Genomic DNA, 17,625 nt, shown 5'->3' with positions numbered 1-17,625 from the left:
ATCGTTGAGGGCGGGATTCAGGTGCGCGCGGCGGGGTCCGCTGACGGCAGCGCGTCGGCTTCGTCGTCGGCGGGCTTGACGCGCATCACGAGCGCGATGACCGTCGCGATGACGAGAAACGCCGCAATCGTCAGCAGGGCGAGCTTGAAGTTTCCCGTTGCGCTGCGCACGAGGCCGATGCTCCACGGCCCGACGAGCCCGCCGAACTGCGCGATGGTATTGATGAGCGCGATCGTCGCCGCGCCCGCCGCGCCGGTCCTGAACGACGAAGCGAGGCTCCAGAACAGCGGATTGCCCGCGTAGATGAAGAGACCCGTCACGCACAGCAGCGCGTAAGCGATGACGGGATTCGGCGCATACGCGCTGCCCGCGATCGCGACGGCGCTCATGCCATAGACAAACGCGAGATGCTTCTTGCGGTCGCCGGTGCGGTCCGAGCTGCGGCTGATGATGAACGTGCCCAGCACGCCCAGGAGCGGCGGCGCCGCCGAAAGGAAGCCCACTTCGATATTGCTCAGATGACCGAGACTCTTGACGATCTGCGGCAGCCACAGAAAGAGGCCGTAGATGCCGACCAGCGCGCAGCCGAACAGACACGCGAGACTCCACACGCGGATGTCGCCCGCCACGCGCAGCAGCGGAAAATGCGTGTTGCCGCCTAAGGCTTCGCGCTCGGCCGCGAGCGTCGTTTCGAGCCATTGCTTTTCGTCATCGGCGAGCCAGTCGGCGTCGGCCGGGCGCTCCGTCATGATGCGCAGCGTGAGCAGGCCGAGGAGCATCGCCGGGATGCCTTCGAGGATGAACATCCATTGCCATCCCTGCAAGCCCAGCATGCCGTTCGCGTAGGTCATCAGCGCGGTCGAGATCGGGCCGCCGAGCACCGCGGAAAACGACCCCGCGATGATGTAGCCGCCCACGGCGCGCGCCCGGTAGCGCACCGGAAACCACTTCGTCAGATAGACCGCGACGCCCGGCAGGAAGCCCGCTTCCATCACGCCGAGCAGAAAGCGCAGCACGTAGAAGCTCTTGTCGTCGAAGACGAACGCCGTGGCGGCCGCGACCGCGCCCCACGTGAGCAGGATGCGGGCGATCCAGCGGCGCGCACCCACGCGATGCAGCAGCAGGTTGCTCGGCACTTCGAGCACCATGTAGCCGACGAAAAAGATGCTGCCCGCGAAGCCGAACACGGCGGGCGAGAAGCCGAGCGCGCGATTCATGTCGAGCGCCGCGAAGCCGATGTTGATGCGGTCGAGATAGTTGAAGAACATCATCGCGAAGAGCAGGGGCATGAGCCGCCCGTACACCTTTCGCATGGTTGCCGCTTCGTTGAATGGGGTCATGCCGTCTCCGCGTTTCTTTCGAGAATGCGAGGGCTCTGCGGCCCTGCTTTACAAACGGCCTTCGCCGTCTGTGTGCGCAGGCCGGGCGCGCAGGGGCGTCCCGGTCCAGAGCACTAGAGCCGATGATAAGAAGCGTGGCTGCCCGCGTCCAAGACGCGTTCCTTATTCTTCTATAAGGCGTTGCTTATAGTGCGGCGTCTTTGAGAGGTGCCGGAAGGCAGCGGAGAAAGGCGCGCAGATGAGCGGAGTCGTCGTCGGTGCGGAAGGTTGCGGCGAGCGTGGACCATAGCGTCGCGCCCGGGCCCGCGAGCGGACGAAACACGACGTCCGTGCGACCGTGCCGCGCAACCGACTCCCCGACGAAGGTCACGCCGAGGCCCGCCGCGACGAGCGCGATCGCGGTCTGGATCTCGTACGCCTGATGCGCGACGAACGGCGTCACGCCTGCATCGCGATATAACGACTGCACGGTGCGCTTGAACTGCGCATTCTGATGCTTGGGATACAGGATCAGCGGGGTATCTTCGAGTTCGGCGATGCGCACTTTCTTTTTCCTCGCCAGCGGATGATCCGGCGAGAGCACGGCCACGATATGTTCCCGCAGCAGCGGATAAGACGTGCAGCCGGGGATGTCGAGCGGCTGGCGCCCGATCCCGATGTGAATGCGCAGATCACGCAGCGCATCGGTCTGTTCCTCGGTCAACATCTCGAACAGCTTGAGTTCGACTTCCGGATACGAGTGATGGAACGCCTTCAGCGCGGGCGGCAGGATGCTGTACATCGCGGATCGCGTGAAGCCGATCGACAGCCACCCGCGCCGCCCGATGCCGATTTCCTGCGCACCGAGACTCGCCTGTTCCCAGGAGCCCAGAATCTGACGCGCTTCCGTGCAGAGGTAATGACCCGCTTCGGTGAGCCGCAGCGGCCGCCTGGCGCGATCGACGAGTTGAGTGCCGAGCCGCTCTTCCAGCAGCCGGATTTGCTGGCTCAGTGCCGGTTGCGCAATATGCAGGCGCTCGGCCGCGCGGCTGAAGTTCAGTTCCTCGGCAAGAATGACGAAGCACTGCAAGGATCTGAAATTCATGTCGACGTTCCTGGGAATCGGTGGGCAACGCGGGTCATATCTTGCGAGAGCGGGGAGGGCTCTCCCCTTGCGGTTCGGGGACTCATGATGTCATACGTGAGATGGCCCCGGCCGATGCCGCTTCTGGCGGCTTTCGTTAGAATGAGCTTTCGATTCGTTCATTCGTCCATTACCGGAGGCGAACGTGCCAGGACTACTCCCCGATGTCGACCGCGAGGGCCTCCTCGAATATTCCGTCGTCTACACCGACCGATCCATCAATCATATGTCGCGACTCTTTCAGGGAGTCATGCACGATATTTCCGCCGCCCTGAAACGTGTCTACAACGCGAAGTCGGTCGTTATCGTCCCAGGCAGCGGGACTTTCGGCATGGAAGCCGTTGCACGGCAGTTCGCGACGAACAAAAAATGTCTGGTCATCCGCAATGGCTGGTTCAGTTTCCGCTGGTCGCAGATTTTCGACATGGGCAGCATCCCGTCTGAATCGGTGGTGTTGAAGGCACGTCCAGTCGAACAAGGAAGACAGGCCGCCTATGTACCGCCGCCGATCGAAGAAGTGATCGCTGCGATCGAAGAAAACAAGCCGGATCTGGTGTTTGCGCCGCATGTCGAAACCGCATCCGGGATGATGTTGCCCGATGCCTACCTGCGCGCCGTCTCTGACGCTGTTCATGCCGTCGGTGGCATGTTCGTACTGGATTGCATCGCCTCCGGTGCGATCTGGGTGGATATGCAGGCGAGCGGCGTCGATGTCCTGATCAGCGCACCGCAAAAGGGATGGAGCGCGCCACCGTGCTGCGGTCTGGTCATGCTGAGCCCGCTCGCCCGCGAAAGAATCGACTCGACAACCAGCACCAGTTTCGCCTGCGATCTTCGCAAATGGCTGCAGATCATGGAAGCCTACGAGAGTGGCGGATTCGCGTACCACGCCACGATGCCCACGGACAGTCTCGCGACGCTGCGCGATGTCATGAAGGAAACCGAGGCATACGGCTTCGACAAGGTGAGAGCGGAGCAGCTCGAACTCGGCGAGCGCATACGCGCACGCCTGACTGGCGCCGGTTTCAAAAGCGTGGCGGCCGAAGGCTTCCAGGCTCCGGGCGTCGTGGTTTGCTACACGGACGACGACGGCATACGATCGGGGAAGAAATTCGCCGACGCCGGCTTGCAGATCGCGCCCGGCGTCCCGCTTCAATGCGACGAGCCAGAAGATTTCAGGACCTTCCGCATCGGGTTATTCGGCCTCGATAAGCTGCATGACGTCGAGGGCACGGTCGCCAGGTTCGCCAACGCGTTGGACACCATTCTTTAGGATGTTCTTCCAGAGCGCGTGCGCAGCGCACGCCTCACTGCCTGCCAGAGTCCGAACTTTCCGTGCGAAGCGAACGTCATGAAGCTCTTGCTCACCGGACCGGCAGGACTGTTTCGCGAAGGCGTCGCGTCGCTCTTGCGCCTCTACGCCGCGGATGTCGAGGTGTGCGTGCGCGACGGTCTCGCTGGCTCGATCTCCGATGACCCGAAGCCCGACTGCATCGTAATGGACGGCGACGCGCTGCGCCAGTCAGCCGCCGAGCACGAAGCACTGCGCGAACAGGCGCGCGCGATACCGCTGGTCGTGCTGCTTGGCGCCGCGCAAAAGGCCGACATTGACGGCCTGATCGCCGACGGCGTTGCTGGCTGCGTCGAAAAATCCGCGTCGGCCGACATGTTGTTCGGCGCGTTGCGGGTCGCGCTCGCGGGCGGCGTGTACTTTCCGCGCGCATTCCTCGCCGGGAACCCGGTCGCCCCCGTGCCATCCTCCATTCGTGCCACGCCCGCGCATCGCGGCGAAGCATCTCCGAACGCCGATGCCCACGCGCGCCTCACGCCGCGACAGATCGAAGTGCTCGCGCTGCTCGCGCGCGGCCGCTCGAACAAGATGATCGCGCGCGAGCTCGACTGCGCCGAGGCCACGGTCAAGACGCATCTCACGACGATCTTCAAGGCGCTCAACGTCGCGAGCCGCGGCGAGGCGAGCGCGGCCGCCGCGCGCATGGAGCGCGTGCGCGAGACGCAGGTCGCGCGCGCGATCGACGGCCAGGTATCGCTCGGCAGGCTGCTCGCCAACATGGAGAGCCAGCGGTATCGCGCGGGCGAGGTCCTGTTCCGCAAGGGCGATGCGAGCGGCGAACTCTTCTACGTCGAAAAGGGCACGGTGACACTGAGCGAGATCGGGATCGAACTGGGCGCGGGCAGCGTGCTCGGCGAAATCGGGCTGTTCTCGCCGGGGCATCGACGTACGTCGACCGCCGTGTGCAAGACCGAATGCGAGATGCGCACGGTCTGCGCCGCCGATGCGATCCGGCTCTACTATCAGGAGCCGGAATTCGCGCTGCATCTGCTCCGGCTCATCGTGGGGCGGCTGCAGGCCGACAAGCTGCGCGAAGGTTGATGGCACGGCAGCCGAAGCGCCGGCGAGCATCGCTCCTCGCGCGTTCATTCATGCGCCTCCAGCGCGAGCAGGCTCAGCACAATGAGGATCACGTCGCGGTTCTCGAGCGCGATTTCGATGCCCAGCGTGTTCTCGATCCAGCGTCCGATCCTGGTCAGGGCGAAGCATCCGGGCGTCGCGTCTTTTTTCATGGTGACGCCGAGCTTGCACGCGCGATAGTGATACGACGGCACCTCGTTCTCATGCGCCACGCCCTTGAGTCCGCCCTTGCGGTCGTGCGACGCGCCGAGGCTGCCCGCGAGGATGATGCGATCGGACGGATCGAGCGACGCGATGAACGCGCGGGCGAGTTCCCGCACGCGCCGCTCGCCGAGGCCGTGTTCGGCGAGCGCCGTCTCCACGGGATCGTCGGGGGCGTGGGGACGCGCATCCACTTCGGCCTGCACGCCGTCCACTTCGATGGACAGATTGCGCTGCACGCTTGCGCTGCGCAGGCAGTCGATCAGAAAGCGCCTGAAATACGCGCACAGCGCATACGCGGTGGACGGCGCGCTTTCCGCCGATGCGTGCGACACGCGCTGATCGAAGTCGAGCCGTAGCACGCGCGAGTAAAAAAACTGCGCGATCAACTCTTCCTTGTCTTCGGGCAGGCCGCGCAACTCGGCCGGATAGTACGCCCGCAGCGCATGCAGCACGATGCCGTAGATCTGCGCCATCTCCATTTCGCTGAGCGCGGCGCGACGGTGCCAGAGGTCGGCGAGCCTCTGCGTGTCGTGGGCATGGGCGCCCGCATCGCACGTCATCAACGCGATCATGACGGTGCTCCCGAGGCGGTTCTGAAATGGCTGGATGCAGACGGCGCGCCGGCCGCCGCCGATTCGGGATGCAGGATCATGGTCCCCTCCAGACGGCTTCGAAACGCCGCCGCCAAGGTGCGGCGGCGGTGCGGCCCGGGGACTTCGGCGAACAGCGCCGGTGCCTCGGGCCTGCGCTTCAAAAGTAGTCAGAGGCGGGGCACGGCAAAATCGGCCGGACGGCCTACATCGAAAGTCGTAGAGGGCTTCGTGGTCGTGGGCGAAGGCGCGTGCGCCGCACCGGCGCGCGCCCGGTCGAGCGGAATCGGCGCAGAAGGAGCGCGGCGCGATCAGTGCGTTCGCCGCCCGGTTCGAGCCCGAAGTAGTCGTAGCCCGCGTGAACCGGAATCTGCGGCGGCACGACCGGCAGCGGCCGAAGCACGCTGCCCGGCAGCGCGAGCGTGACGAGCCCCTGCACCCGGTCGGCGGCCCCCAGTTTCACCTGCGCCGGAAAGCGCACGCGCAACGCTTCGGACGACATCTGCGCGCGCGCAAGCGTCGTCATCAGTCATCCGAAGCATTCGGCCAGTGATTCGTCGAGTACGATCTGGCGGTGCTCGTCGAGCGCGACGGGCCGCTCCGCGCCACGTTTGCGCACGCGCGCGATCGGCTTATACGAACGGCATGCTTCCTGAATCGAGACCCTTATCGCGCAGGATGTAGTTAAGCGTCCCCAGTTTGGACAAGGAAGGTTTGTTTTCTCTGAACACGGGCCCGCGCGATATCACCCTGTTGATCTCCATTTCGGACGATCAGCGGAGTTGGGAAGTCGAGAATCATTCGGCCAGGTTACTTAATTCAAAGACTCTGGCCGACCGGTTTCTGGATAGATTCAAACCCAAGTGAACGGGTTTCTCGGGTCTTTTCCCGGCTCCGCACGATCGGCCGTTTTCATGGTTCGACGCGCCTTCGCGCGGTACGGAGGCCCATCTTGACTTTCACCCCCCCACAACCTACGTTAAAGCAAGCATAAAACCCCCACCGGATTTTTTTCACCGAACACCGGCGCTGCATATTATCGCGAGAGGAGTTTAGATATCCGTATTACTCCGGGTGGCGCTTTTAAAAAAAGCGTCCGTGCAGGTTGAAAGCGAAGCTCGATGGCGGATTCCGCCGGATTATCAAAGTCCATCGGGCCTGCGCAGACAAGTGAATAACAGATGCAGATTCAACCTGGCCTTGCCCCGCTTGGCGCCGCCCCTGCTCCAGTGATGGACAAGATCGTCGTGGCCATCCACGGCATCGGGCCCGCCCTGCGAAGCGAATCCATCCGCGCGGCCGTCCATCGCTTCGGCGCGCTCGACAAGCCGCCGTTGCCGGTGCTGTCGCTCGGCTACTTCAATCTCGGCAGCGTCGGGGAAGTGTGCGTGAGCCGCCTCGACGTGCCCAGCAAGGACCCGCTCGCGCGCATCGGCTTCGCCGAAGTGTATTGGGCCGACGTGCCGCGCGATCTCGTGAAGCAGGACGATACGCTCGAGGAAAGCAAGGCCTGGGGCCGGACCGTCCTCAGCCGCGTGCGCGCGCTCTACACGCGCGTCGAACAGGAAGCGAAGCGTTCGGGCTGGAAGGCCCAACTCACCCCGAAGGATTTCTCGCAGGTCGCGGGCATCATCGAAGAGGAGATCGAGACCTTCGCCGTGCTGGAAAAGCTGCTGTATCTCCCGTCGCAACTCGGCCTGCTCGATTTCAAGCTGCCCGAGCTGCTGCGCGACTACTACAGCGACGTTCAGCTCATCGCCGAATTCCAGTACTACCGCCAGGTGATCCTCTTTCGCTTTCACAAGGCGATGCAGACGATCATCGAATGGTTCCACGCCGCGTATCCCGGCATCAGCCGCGATCCCGAGATTCATATCGTCGCGCATAGCGAGGGCAGCATCATCGCGTTTCTGGCGCTGCTTCAGGCGCTCTCGTCCAGCGGCGTGAAAAGCCCCGGCCCGCAAGCGACGACGGTCCCCACGGAATGGATCACCTGCGTGCGCGGCTTCATGACGTTCGGCTCGCCAATCGACAAGCACATCCTGCTGTGGCCGAAGCTCTGGGACCCGATGGATCTCGCCTCCGACAATTTCAGGCAGCAGCGCCCGGACGCGCAGGTCTCCATGCTCGGCTCGCAACGCAATCATCCACTCGTGCTGCCGAAGCCGATCAAGTGGCGAAACTACTACGATTACGGCGATCCGGTCGGCTTCGAACTGGACACGGCACGCGAGTATCTGAAAGAGCACCGGTGCGGCGCATTCCAGTTCACGAAGTACGACGACTTCGGATTCAGCCGCTATTGGGTGCCGGGCGCCGCGCACGTCGGCTATTGGAGCGACGACGCCGTGTTCGCGCATTTCATCGATGACGTCGTGCTGCCCGAGGCGCGTCCCGCGTCGGCGCGCAAGGCACCGCCGCCGCCGACGAGGCGCATCGTCGGCATCGTCAGCACGGCCATTCCGTATGTGGTCGCCTACCTGACGCACGTGCTCGCCGTCTTCCTGCTCTTCAAGGCGACGCTCGCGTCATTCGAGTTCGTGGACGCCGCCGCCTATCGGGGCATCGTGCGCTCCGTGCTGTGCCTGAGCCTGCTTCTGGCGGGCGTCACCGTGTCGGGCCGGCTGCCGCGTCTCGTCAAATGGACGCACCCGCGATGGTGGGCGCTCGCGCTGGTCGCGTTCCTGTGCGGCGCGTGGCCGTGCCTGTATTACCTGGACCCGAAGGTGTCGAACTTTCTCGTCGAACCGGTCTCGGGGTTCTGGATCGGCCGCGAGTTCGCGCTTCTCGCGGGCAGTCTGCATGCGCCCGAAGGCAACCTCCTGCTCGTGGCGATCGCGGCGCTGGTCAGCCTGTCGGGCTGGATCGCGCCGCGCAGGCCGGTGCTCGGCGGCTGGATGCTGGTCGGCAGCGCAACGGTCCTGCTCGCCGCCGGCATCGTCTGGCGTTTCATGGAGGCGCCCCCGCAAAAGCCGATCTGGCCGCTGGTGCTCGCGGGCTTCTTCTTTGTGTATGTATGGCGGCTCGGCGTGCTGGTGTTCGATCTGGCTTTCATCTGGCATCGCTACATTCGCCATGCAGTGGCGCTCAAGGCGATGCACGCGTGGCGCGGCAGGCACGACGCCGCGCCACGCCGCTGGCGCATGTTCCGATCTCGCACGTGAACAGCAGGCGGCGGCCGCTTTCGCACCACGCCCGCGCGGGCGAACAGTACGACGTCCTTTTCGGTCGATGTGGCTTTAGGAGGAGTGCAAAGTGAATGGAATTCGAACGGCCGGCGCGGCCGCCACGGCCCTGTGCCTTGCCACCGCGAGTCATGCGCAGTCGGCGGGAAGCTTCTTCGCCACGGCGGGCTGGTTCCACCTCGCGCCGCAGGACAGCAGCGACCCGCTCAAGATCACGTCGGTCGGCGGCAATCCGGTCAACATCACCGTGCCCAATACCGGCGCGGGCGTGTCGAGCGCCGATACCGCCGGCTTCACCGTCGGCTACTTCATTACCGACCACATCGCGGCGGAATTCGAGTTCGGCGTGCCGCCGGAGTTCGACGTGAACGGCACCGGCGCGCTGTCGAGATACGGCAAGCTCGGCACCGTCCGCGAGTGGAGCCCGGCGCTCCTTTTCAAGTACTTTTTTCTCGCGCCGCAATCGAAATTCAGGCCGTATGTCGGCATCGGCGTGACGCGCACGTCCTTCAGCAACGCGAAGATCACGAACGGCGATTTCGAGGCCCGCGCGCTCGGTGGCCCGACGACGGCGGAAGCAAGCACGGTCTGGTCGCCGGTATTCAACGTCGGCGCCACGTATGCGTTTTCGGAGCACTGGTTCGCCGGCTTTTCGGTTTCATTCATCCCGCAAAGCACGACGGGCACGTTCACCACGCAGTCGCAGACGCCTGTCGGCACGCTGACGCGCAAGGCCGAGGCGAAGATCACGCTCAATCCGATCATCACGTATCTGCGCGTCGGATACCGGTTTTGAGCGGGCCTCACGCGGACCTTGGCAGATTGTCTTGTTCGCAGCTTTGTAATAATCTGAAACAGACGATGAGAAGAATCGGCGCACGCTGATCCCGGTTTTCAGAAGGGTTCACGAGTCTCGTTCACCAGAATGGAGGCCTCCTTGCGCGCTGATCGAATCATGCCTGCGTCGTACGATGACGTGCGTCTGAAGGCGCGCGGCGGCAAGCGCGTCGCGCCCGAAGGGGAGTCTCCGTGAGATGCGCCTGGTGCGGCGGCGCCGTGACCGCGGTCGGCTGCAATTGCACCGCCGCGTCGCGCCGCACGGCGCGCGCGCATTGCGCGTGCTGTGGCGCGGCGCGCCCGCGCCAGGCCCGCTTCTGTCCGCAGTGCGGCGCGAGCTATGGCGCCGGCACGGTGTCGGACGCCTGCGTCGAGCGTCGCCAGATCACCTTCGTCTTCTGTGACCTGATCGGGTCCACGGCGCTGTCGGATGAACTCGATCCCGAGGACTACCGACAAGTGCTGCTGGCGTATCGCGGCGCCGTCAACCGGAGCATGGCGCAGTTCGGCGGGCGCGTGGAGCGCTACCGGGGCGACGGCACGCTCGTCTATTTCGGCTATCCGGAAGCGCACGAGGACGATGCCGAACGCGCCGTGCACGCCGCGCTCAAAACGGTCGAAGCGGTCTGCGCGATCAGTTTCGCGGGCCTGCCTCAGCTCGGCGTGCGCCTCGGCGTATCGACCGGGCTCGTGGTCGTCGCGGAAGCGGAGGAGTCGGAGGGGCCGGCGGCGATGGGCGACGCGCCCAACATCGCGTCGCGGTTGCAGGGCCAGGCCCAGGCGAATTCCGTGATCGTCGACGACGCCACCCGGCGCCTGGCGGGCGATCTCTTCGATTTCCGCGATCTCGGCCCGCTCGCGATAAAGGGTCTCGCCGCACCGATGCGCGCCTGGCGCGTGGCCGGCGCGATTGCCGTCGCGAGCCGCTTCGAGGCGCGCGGCAACCCGAAGCTCTCGCCGATGCTCGGCCGCGACGACGAGCACCGCACACTGTTGCGGCTCTGGCGGCAGGCGCGCGCGGGGCACGGGCAAATCGCAGTCGTCACGGGCGATGCGGGCATCGGCAAGTCGCGTCTCGCCGCGGCGTTGCTCGACGAAGCCCGCGCCGAGCCGTCGGGCATCTATCGTTATTTTTGCTCGCCTTACCGGCAGGGCTCGCCGCTGCGTCCATGCATCCAGCAGATCGAACACGCCGCCGGTTTCGCCGCGTCCGATTCCGTCGATGACAAGCTCGCGAAGTTCGACGCGGTGCTCACGGACCTGCCCGTGGAGGATCGCGCATTGATCGCGGACCTGCTGAATCTGCCGGGGCGCGAGGTCGCCGGCACCAGGTCGCTCAGCCCGAGCGCGAAGCGCCGCCGGACCATGCAGGCGCTCGTGGCATGGCTCCGGCGCTCGGCGACGAATCTGCCGGCGCTCATCGTGTTCGAGGACGTGCAGTGGATCGACGATACCTCGCGCGAACTCGTGCTGATGGTCGCGGACATGGTGCCGCGCATGCCGGTCATGTTGCTCGTGCTGATGCGCCCCGGCAGCTTCACCGACTTCGACAGCGTTCCGGGTGTCACGCGCCTCTTTCTCGGTCCCTTGCCTGCGTTGCTCAGCGCCGCGCTGGTGCGTCACGTCGCGGCCGACCAGGCGCTGCCCGCCGAAACGGTCAGGAACATCGTGCTGCGCACCGACGGCATTCCGCTGTTCCTGGAAGAACTGACCCGCGCGACCGTCGAAGGCGCGGCCCGGCCGGATGCCGCCGTCGGCAGTCTCGAAGGCAAGCCCCTGCCGATGCTGCTGCGCGCGTCGCTGCAATCGCGGCTCAACCGGCTGGGCGCCGCGCGCGAAGTGCTCGAAGCGGCAGCCGTGATCGGACGCGACTTCCCGGTGCATCTGCTCGAACTCGTCGTCAAGCCCGGCAAGGATCTCGGCCCGGCGCTCGACCGGCTGGTGGACTTCGGCATCGTGCTGCGACGCGCGGCGTCCGAGCCCGCATACACGTTCAAGCACGCGCTGATCCGCGACGCGGCCTACGAGATCATCGGCCGCGATACGCGCCGCGCGCTGCATGAGCGCATCGCCGGCGCGCTGGAAGCGCATTTCGCGGATGCGGTCGCCAACCAGCCCGAAATCCTCGCGTGGCATTACACGGAGGCGCGTATCGTCGAGAAGGCGGTCGTCCAGTGGCTCGCAGCGGGCCGCAGTGCGCTGCGCCGCTCGGCGATGGTGGAAGCGCTGGAGCATCTGAATCGCGGCATCCTGCTCGTCTCGACGATGGAGCGCTCGCCGTGGCGATTGCAGAACGAACTCGCGCTGACCATCTGCATCGGCATGGCGCAGATCGCCACGCAGGGCTATGCCGTCGCCGGCACCGGAGAGACGTTTGCCCGCGCGCGCGCCCTGTGCGAGATGCTCGGCGATCCGCCGCCGCTGCTCGCCGTGCTGCACGGCCTGTGGACTCATGCGCTCATGCGCGCCGACTTCGCGTCGGCGCGGGCTCAGGCCGCGGAAATTCTCGCGCGCGGCGAGGCGCGGCAGGATCCGCTGTGGCGCCTCATGGGCTATCGGTTCAGCGGCGTGACCTGTCATCCGATGGGCCATTTCGGCGACGCCATTCGCCAGCTCGAAACCGGCATCGCGCTCTACGACCCGGCGCAGCAGGCGCTTTATGCGTCGATGACGGTCGACGATCCGCGCGTCGTGATGCTGACGTACATGTCGTGGTCGCAGATGTGCGCGGGCAGGCTCGCCGAGGCGATCCGCACCAGCGGCGAGGCGGTCGCGCAGGGGCGGCGCATCGGGCATGTCTATACGCTCGCGCACGCGCTGGTGGGCGCATCGTTCGTCGCGCTGACCGTGATCTCGCCGCAGGCCGGCCTGCAGCGGCTGGACGAGCTCGCTACCGCGATCGCGGACAGCGGCATCGCGTATTACCACGCGGTCGAGGCGATCTTCCGGGGCTACTGTCTCGCCGCGATCGGCGCGCGCGACGATGCGCTCGCGGCGTTGACGCGGGGCATGGACGCCTATCGCGCGACCGAGACCGTGCTGTATCTGTCGGGCTTCCTGCGAATGTCGGCGCAGGCGCATGGCTGGGTCGGCGAAACCGACATGGCGTTGCGTCTGCTCGACGAGGCCTTCGCGATCACGGGGGCGACCGGCCAGCGCTGGGACGAAGCGGAGCTTCATCGCGTGCATGGCGTGCTGCTGCGCGCGCGTGGCGACGAAGCCGCCGCGCTCGAGGCGTTCCGGCGCGCCTGCGCGGTGGCGGTGGGGCAAGGCGCGAAGCTGTGGGAGCTGCGCGCCCGTTGCGAGCTGATGGAGGGCGCGTGCGCACCGGACGCCACGACCGACGCGGCAGATCAGTTGAGGCTGCTCGCCGCCTCGTTCGACGACGCTCATGACCTTCCCGACCTGCGCCGCGCCCGCGCGATTCTGGAGACCCGTGTCGGAGGTGCGTGCCACATCGCCAATCTGTGATCGATGACGGGAGCGGGCGGCGCATGATGGCGCTCGCGTTTGGACGTCGTTTGCAACAAGAAGGAAGGCAACATGCCCCACGTCGATTTCGAGTCCGGCGAAAGGAGCCCGAGGCTCTCGTCGCGGCGCCCCGCGCCGGTGCGTTACGTTCCGCCGCTGCAGTATCTGTTGGGCGTGCTGCGCTACCTCTGGCCGATCCCGGGTTTGTTCCGCTATGCGGCCGTCCTGTTGCGCGAGGACGTGGAAGAAGTGCTCTCGCGCCCGGACATCTTCAAGGTGCCGTTCGCCGGGGAGATGACGCGGCTCGCGGACGGATCGTGGCCCGGCACGCCGTTCATCCTCGGCACGGACGACAAGAGCGCTCACGACGAGCAGCTCGTCCGGCTGATGCATGTATTCAGACTCGACGATGTGGAGACCGTCGGCGAGATCGCGCGGCGGCACGCGAGCAGGACCGTCGGCGCGGCGACGGGCGGCGAGCTCGACGCGATCGAGAAGCTCATCACGGACGTTCCGCTCGACATTTGCGTCGAATACCTCGGCGTGCCGGTCGGGGACCGCCGGTCTTTCACCGAAGCGCTCGTCTGTCTGAGCGGACACCTGTTCGGGCCGCCGCCGATCGTTCAGAAACCGCATGTGGACGCGATGGCGGACATCGTGCGCGAGGTGGTCGACGATGCGATCCGCGCCGCGCGGCGCGTTCCCCCGAAACCGACGACGGTGATGGGCCGGCTCATGCGCGAGGAGAGCCGCGACACCGAGGTGCGCGCGTTTCTGCTCGGGTTGATCGTCGGTTTCGTGCCGACGACCACCATCGCGGGCGGTCATATCCTCGAGATGATGTTGCGCACGGGCGGGATGCTCAGAATGACGCGCGCGGCGGCTCTGTCGGGCGACGAAACCTTGCTCGGACAATGTCTCTTCGAGGCGTTGCGCTACAAGCCGATCAATTACGGTCCGTTTCGCGTGTGCGAGAAGGACTACGTCGTCGCCGCGAATTCCTGGCGCAGGAAGCGCATCCGCGAGGGCACGTTCGTGCTCGCCTGCACGATGTCGGCCATGTTCGATCGCAGCCGGGTCAAGCAACCCTACGTGTTCACGCCGGGGCGCCCTGCCGCGGACCGGCTGCAATTCGGGCTGGGCCTTCACTGGTGCGTCGGGGCGTTCATCGCGCAGGCGCAGCTCGTCCAGACATTCAAGCCGCTCGTGATGCAGCCCGGTCTCGAACGCGCGCAAGGATGCGCCGGCCGCCTCCAGCGGTGGCCGAAGTCGATCTTTCCTCGGCACCTCGTCGTCCGGATTCCGGGGAAATCGTCATGAGCTCGCCCGCTTTCATCAACATTGTCGTTCCGTTCGATCCGCTCAACGTCGACAACGTCAACGCGGCCATCCGGTCGCTGACGGAGGAAACGCGGGGCAACTATCCGAAGCGCGACATCCGCAAACTGTTGAGGAAGGTGCGAGGCCTGCACTTCATGAGCCTCGGCGTGATCGACACGCTGTGTCCTTCCGAATCCGACGTGGCCCCGAGTCTCAAACCCTCGCGGCCGACGAACAAGGCGGCGCATCTGGTGATTGAAATCACGTCGGACTACGGATCGCGGGTCGTGCTCGCGGAGCTCGCCGAGCATTTTTGCGCGCCGTTGAGAACCGTCCTCGACGCGGCCGAGCCTTCTCTCTCGCGCGCCGACATGCTCGATCTTCTGCTTTCGTACGAAGTCAGGATCAGCGCGAAATGGCGGTTCAGCGCGCTCGGCCAGGTGTTCAGCGGTTCGCCGGGCCTGACCGCCGATCGCATCGCGCGCGAGCGCGATCTCGCGAAGAAGCTGCGCGAGGTCATCGGGCAGGAGCAGAACAAGCCGGGCTGGTATTCGCTCTCACCGCTGGAGCAGCTCGCGCTCGTGCGCCGCACGGTCTGGCTCTCCAGGGGGCGCCCCTGGAAGTGGGCGTTCGTGCCTGAAGTGGCTTTGCCGACGGAAGCCGAGGAAGAGGTCGGATCACTGCCAAGAAATCCTAAGGCGGTCAAGGCGATCTTGCGGAGCTTCCACAACATGGTCTGGCCGCTTTGGGTGCCGCTCGTGATCATTGGAATGGGCGCGAACGTCTATTTCTCGCGCCAGTTGCCGACTTTCGTGGCCGTCATGTGCACCGCGACCACGCTGTTCCTCGTGCTTCTGACGCTCGCGCTCGTGCTCGGTCTCTCGCTGTGGCGGCTCAACATGCTCGGCGCGACCGATTTCGTCGATGAGCGCATCGTGTCGGCGAGGCAGGGCGGACTGCTGCTCGCGAAGGAGAATTTCGGGCAGCAGAATCATATGTTGACGGTGTCGCGTCTCAAACCCGGCATCCTGCGCTGCCTGACGTTGCGCCTCGCGTTCATCGGCGTGGGCGCCGCCGGCTACGTGAACAGGCTCGGCTTCCTCGGCAAGAACGGGGTCATCCATTCCGCGCGCTGGATGCGGCTTCCGTGCACCGATCAGCTCGTCTTCTGGTCGAACTACGACGGCACATGGGAGTCGTATGTCGCCGACTTCATCGCCGATGCGCCCGAGGGCGTCACGGGCATCTGGAGCAACTGCATCGGCTTTCCGAGAACGCGGGGCATCATCAGCGCCGGCGCGACCGACGGCGACCGCACGGTGCGCTGGGCGCGCCGGCAGCAGATTCCCACGCCGTTCTGGTACGCGGCCTACCGCAACCTGAGCGCATCGCGCATCCGCACCAATTCGCAGATTCACGAGGGCTTCGCGACTGCGGGAACGAATCAGGACAGTATCGACTGGTTCGCGCTGTTCGGCTCCACGCCGCGGCCGGCGCCCTCGCTGCAGGTCGCGCAGATATCGACGCTCGCGTTCGGCGGCCTGTCGAGAATGCGCTGTGCGAGCGCCTTCGTGGTGTCGCTCTCGAAGAACGAGGCGAACTGCAAGGCATTCGTCGCGGCACTGCGCGATCTCGCCGTCTACGGCACGGCTCACAAGCAGATGAACACCGCGCTCGCGATCGGCTTCTCGGCGCGCGCGTTGAAGCTGCTCGGCTTGCCGCGCGAGGCCATCGAAACGTTTCCGCTCGCGTTCAAGCAGGGAATGAGCACGCCGGACCGCGCGCGGGAACTTGGCGACATCCACGGCAACGAGCCGACGAAATGGGCGTGGGGCGGCCCGCGCACGAATCCGGATGTGCTCGTGCTCGCGTATGGCTTGGACCCGTCAGATCTGATGACGCTGGAGACCACCGTGCGCCTGGCAATCTCGGCGAATGGCCACACCTGCGCCTACCATCAACCGCTGACGCAATTGCGCGACCGCTCCGGTCAAAAGGCGTGCGGGATCGGCGGCAGCGAGCCATTCGGCTTCATGGATGGCATCTCGCAGCCCGTCATGCGCGGCGCGCCGCAGCGCAACCGCGCGCACGACGAGAACGATCTCGTGGAACCCGGCGAGCTGATCCTCGGCTATCCGGATAACCTCGGCGTGATTCCGCCCGGACCCACCATTCCAGCGTCTTGTGATCCGCATCATCTGCTTCCGGATGCGGGCGTCGATCCGGCGCGCGTGCGTCCCGACTTCGCACGCTATGCGTCGTCGGGGCGACGCGATCTCGGCCTGAACGGGACATTTCTGGTCGTGCGGCAATACGAACAGGACCTGCGCGCTTTCAACACCTGGTACGAGAGCACGGGCATCCGCATCCATCCCGGTTCGCCCGTGCCTTCACCGGGCACGCCGGACTTCCCGATTTCCGCGGCCATTCCGACGTTCTCCCACGTCAAAACGCGTGACGACCTCAAGACCGTGCTCTTCGGGAAGTTTTTCGGCCGCTGGAAAGACGGCTCGTCGCTCGTGCGGCACGGCACGCCGCCGGCCCGCCTGGGCGGCCCTCACGGCAGAACGCCCGACAACGATTTCATGTGCGGCGAGGAAGACCCGGCCGGGCACGGCTGTCCGTTTGGCGCCCACATTCGCCGGGCCAATCCGCGCGACACGCGCTTTCCCGGATCGAAGGAGGAGATCGCCTCGGTGAACCGGCATCGCATGTTGCGCGTGAGCCGGGTTTTCGGCGATCTCGACAAGAACAAGTGCTGGCAACTGGACGAGAACAAGCGGCTCGGCGTGTTCTTCATGTGCGTGAACGGCGATATCGAGCGGCAATTCGAGTTCGTTCAGAAGACGTGGCTGCTCAATTCGAGCCTGCAGGCGATGGAATACGAAGTCGATCCGATCGTCGGGCGCGGACCGGGCCGCAGCTTCAGCATTCCGACGTCGGACGGACCGGTGCGCCTGCCCGATTTGCCGGATCTGACGAAGCTGACCGGCGGCGGGTACTTCTTCATTCCGAGCAAGGCGCTGCTCGATTTTCTGTCGAAGCCGTAGGCCTGTCCTTTTTCGCGCGACGTGTTCGATGTCCCATCGAGGCGATTCAACAGCCAGCCGCGCAGTCCTTTCGG

General features: G+C 65.5%; 11 protein-coding genes. 7 read left to right on the top strand and 4 right to left on the bottom strand.

The genetic code is table 11. The features are described 5' to 3' along the window. Positions 1-17: 17 nt before the first annotated feature. Together NCR38_RS28105 and NCR38_RS28100 are read right to left on the bottom strand one after the other, a co-directional pair. Positions 18-1,340: an MFS transporter gene (locus tag NCR38_RS28105; protein ID WP_061118684.1), complete on the bottom strand. Its 1,323-nt coding sequence runs from the start codon at positions 1,338-1,340 to the stop codon at positions 18-20. A 184-nt stretch (positions 1,341-1,524) separates the two neighbouring features. Then, positions 1,525-2,424 carry a LysR family transcriptional regulator gene (locus NCR38_RS28100; RefSeq protein ID WP_250477965.1) on the bottom strand — a complete coding sequence of 300 codons (900 nt, stop codon included), beginning with the start codon at positions 2,422-2,424 and terminating at the stop codon, positions 1,525-1,527. 184 nt (positions 2,425-2,608) lie between these two features. Between NCR38_RS28100 and NCR38_RS28095 the strand changes: the two genes are divergently transcribed. After that, complete coding sequence (locus tag NCR38_RS28095) at positions 2,609-3,736, top strand: aminotransferase class V-fold PLP-dependent enzyme (RefSeq protein WP_061118682.1); 1,128 nt, start codon at positions 2,609-2,611, stop codon at positions 3,734-3,736. Positions 3,737-3,814: 78 nt separating this feature from the next. Beyond that, positions 3,815-4,855: a LuxR C-terminal-related transcriptional regulator gene (locus tag NCR38_RS28090; protein ID WP_250477964.1), complete on the top strand. Its 1,041-nt coding sequence runs from the start codon at positions 3,815-3,817 to the stop codon at positions 4,853-4,855. Between the two features lie 44 nt (positions 4,856-4,899). Here NCR38_RS28090 and NCR38_RS28085 read toward each other — a convergent pair whose 3' ends face one another. Then, the gene (locus NCR38_RS28085; RefSeq protein ID WP_250477963.1) at positions 4,900-5,670 is read right to left on the bottom strand and encodes a hypothetical protein; all 771 of its coding nucleotides are present in this window, start codon (positions 5,668-5,670) and stop codon (positions 4,900-4,902) included. Between the two features lie 223 nt (positions 5,671-5,893). Next, complete coding sequence (gene tssK, locus NCR38_RS28080) at positions 5,894-6,214, bottom strand: type VI secretion system baseplate subunit TssK (protein ID WP_250477962.1); 321 nt, start codon at positions 6,212-6,214, stop codon at positions 5,894-5,896. A gap of 655 nt (positions 6,215-6,869) precedes the next feature. On the opposite strand from tssK, the gene NCR38_RS28075 reads away from it, so the two are divergent. From NCR38_RS28075 to NCR38_RS28055, 5 genes are all read left to right on the top strand, one after another. Further along, positions 6,870-8,852 (top strand): MFS transporter, encoded by a 1,983-nt coding sequence (locus NCR38_RS28075; RefSeq protein WP_250477961.1) that lies wholly within the window; start codon positions 6,870-6,872, stop codon positions 8,850-8,852. A 100-nt stretch (positions 8,853-8,952) separates the two neighbouring features. Further along, positions 8,953-9,669, top strand: coding sequence for an OmpW/AlkL family protein (locus tag NCR38_RS28070; RefSeq protein ID WP_409219323.1), 717 nt, complete (start codon positions 8,953-8,955; stop codon positions 9,667-9,669). Positions 9,670-9,902: 233 nt separating this feature from the next. Beyond that, on the top strand, positions 9,903-13,181 hold the full coding sequence (locus tag NCR38_RS28065) for an AAA family ATPase (RefSeq protein WP_250477959.1): 3,279 nt from the start codon (positions 9,903-9,905) through the stop codon (positions 13,179-13,181). Between the two features lie 72 nt (positions 13,182-13,253). Next, positions 13,254-14,501, top strand: a complete 1,248-nt coding sequence (locus NCR38_RS28060) for a cytochrome P450 (RefSeq protein ID WP_143756348.1) — start codon at positions 13,254-13,256, stop codon at positions 14,499-14,501. Further along, positions 14,498-17,551, top strand: a complete 3,054-nt coding sequence (locus NCR38_RS28055) for a hypothetical protein (protein ID WP_250477958.1) — start codon at positions 14,498-14,500, stop codon at positions 17,549-17,551. Before NCR38_RS28060 ends, NCR38_RS28055 begins: the two co-directional genes overlap by 4 nt. Positions 17,552-17,625: the final 74 nt, after the last annotated feature.

Source organism: Caballeronia sp. INML1, from assembly GCF_023631085.1.
Classification (GTDB): Bacteria; Pseudomonadota; Gammaproteobacteria; order Burkholderiales; family Burkholderiaceae; genus Caballeronia; species Caballeronia turbans.
Note: the sequence above shows the minus strand (reverse complement) of the source record. Positions and strands in the feature narration are given on the sequence as shown.

What these genes read in the sequence shown, in the direction of transcription:
- NCR38_RS28105 (WP_061118684.1), bottom strand. Translation starts at nt 1,340, where the DNA reads ATGACCCCATTCAACGAAGCGGCAACCATGCGAAAGGTGTACGGGCGG.
- NCR38_RS28100 (WP_250477965.1), bottom strand. Translation starts at nt 2,424, where the DNA reads ATGAATTTCAGATCCTTGCAGTGCTTCGTCATTCTTGCCGAGGAACTG.
- NCR38_RS28090 (WP_250477964.1), top strand. Translation starts at nt 3,815, where the DNA reads ATGAAGCTCTTGCTCACCGGACCGGCAGGACTGTTTCGCGAAGGCGTC.
- NCR38_RS28085 (WP_250477963.1), bottom strand. Translation starts at nt 5,670, where the DNA reads ATGATCGCGTTGATGACGTGCGATGCGGGCGCCCATGCCCACGACACG.
- tssK (WP_250477962.1), bottom strand. Translation starts at nt 6,214, where the DNA reads ATGACGACGCTTGCGCGCGCGCAGATGTCGTCCGAAGCGTTGCGCGTG.
- NCR38_RS28075 (WP_250477961.1), top strand. Translation starts at nt 6,870, where the DNA reads ATGCAGATTCAACCTGGCCTTGCCCCGCTTGGCGCCGCCCCTGCTCCA.
- NCR38_RS28060 (WP_143756348.1), top strand. Translation starts at nt 13,254, where the DNA reads ATGCCCCACGTCGATTTCGAGTCCGGCGAAAGGAGCCCGAGGCTCTCG.
- NCR38_RS28055 (WP_250477958.1), top strand. Translation starts at nt 14,498, where the DNA reads ATGAGCTCGCCCGCTTTCATCAACATTGTCGTTCCGTTCGATCCGCTC.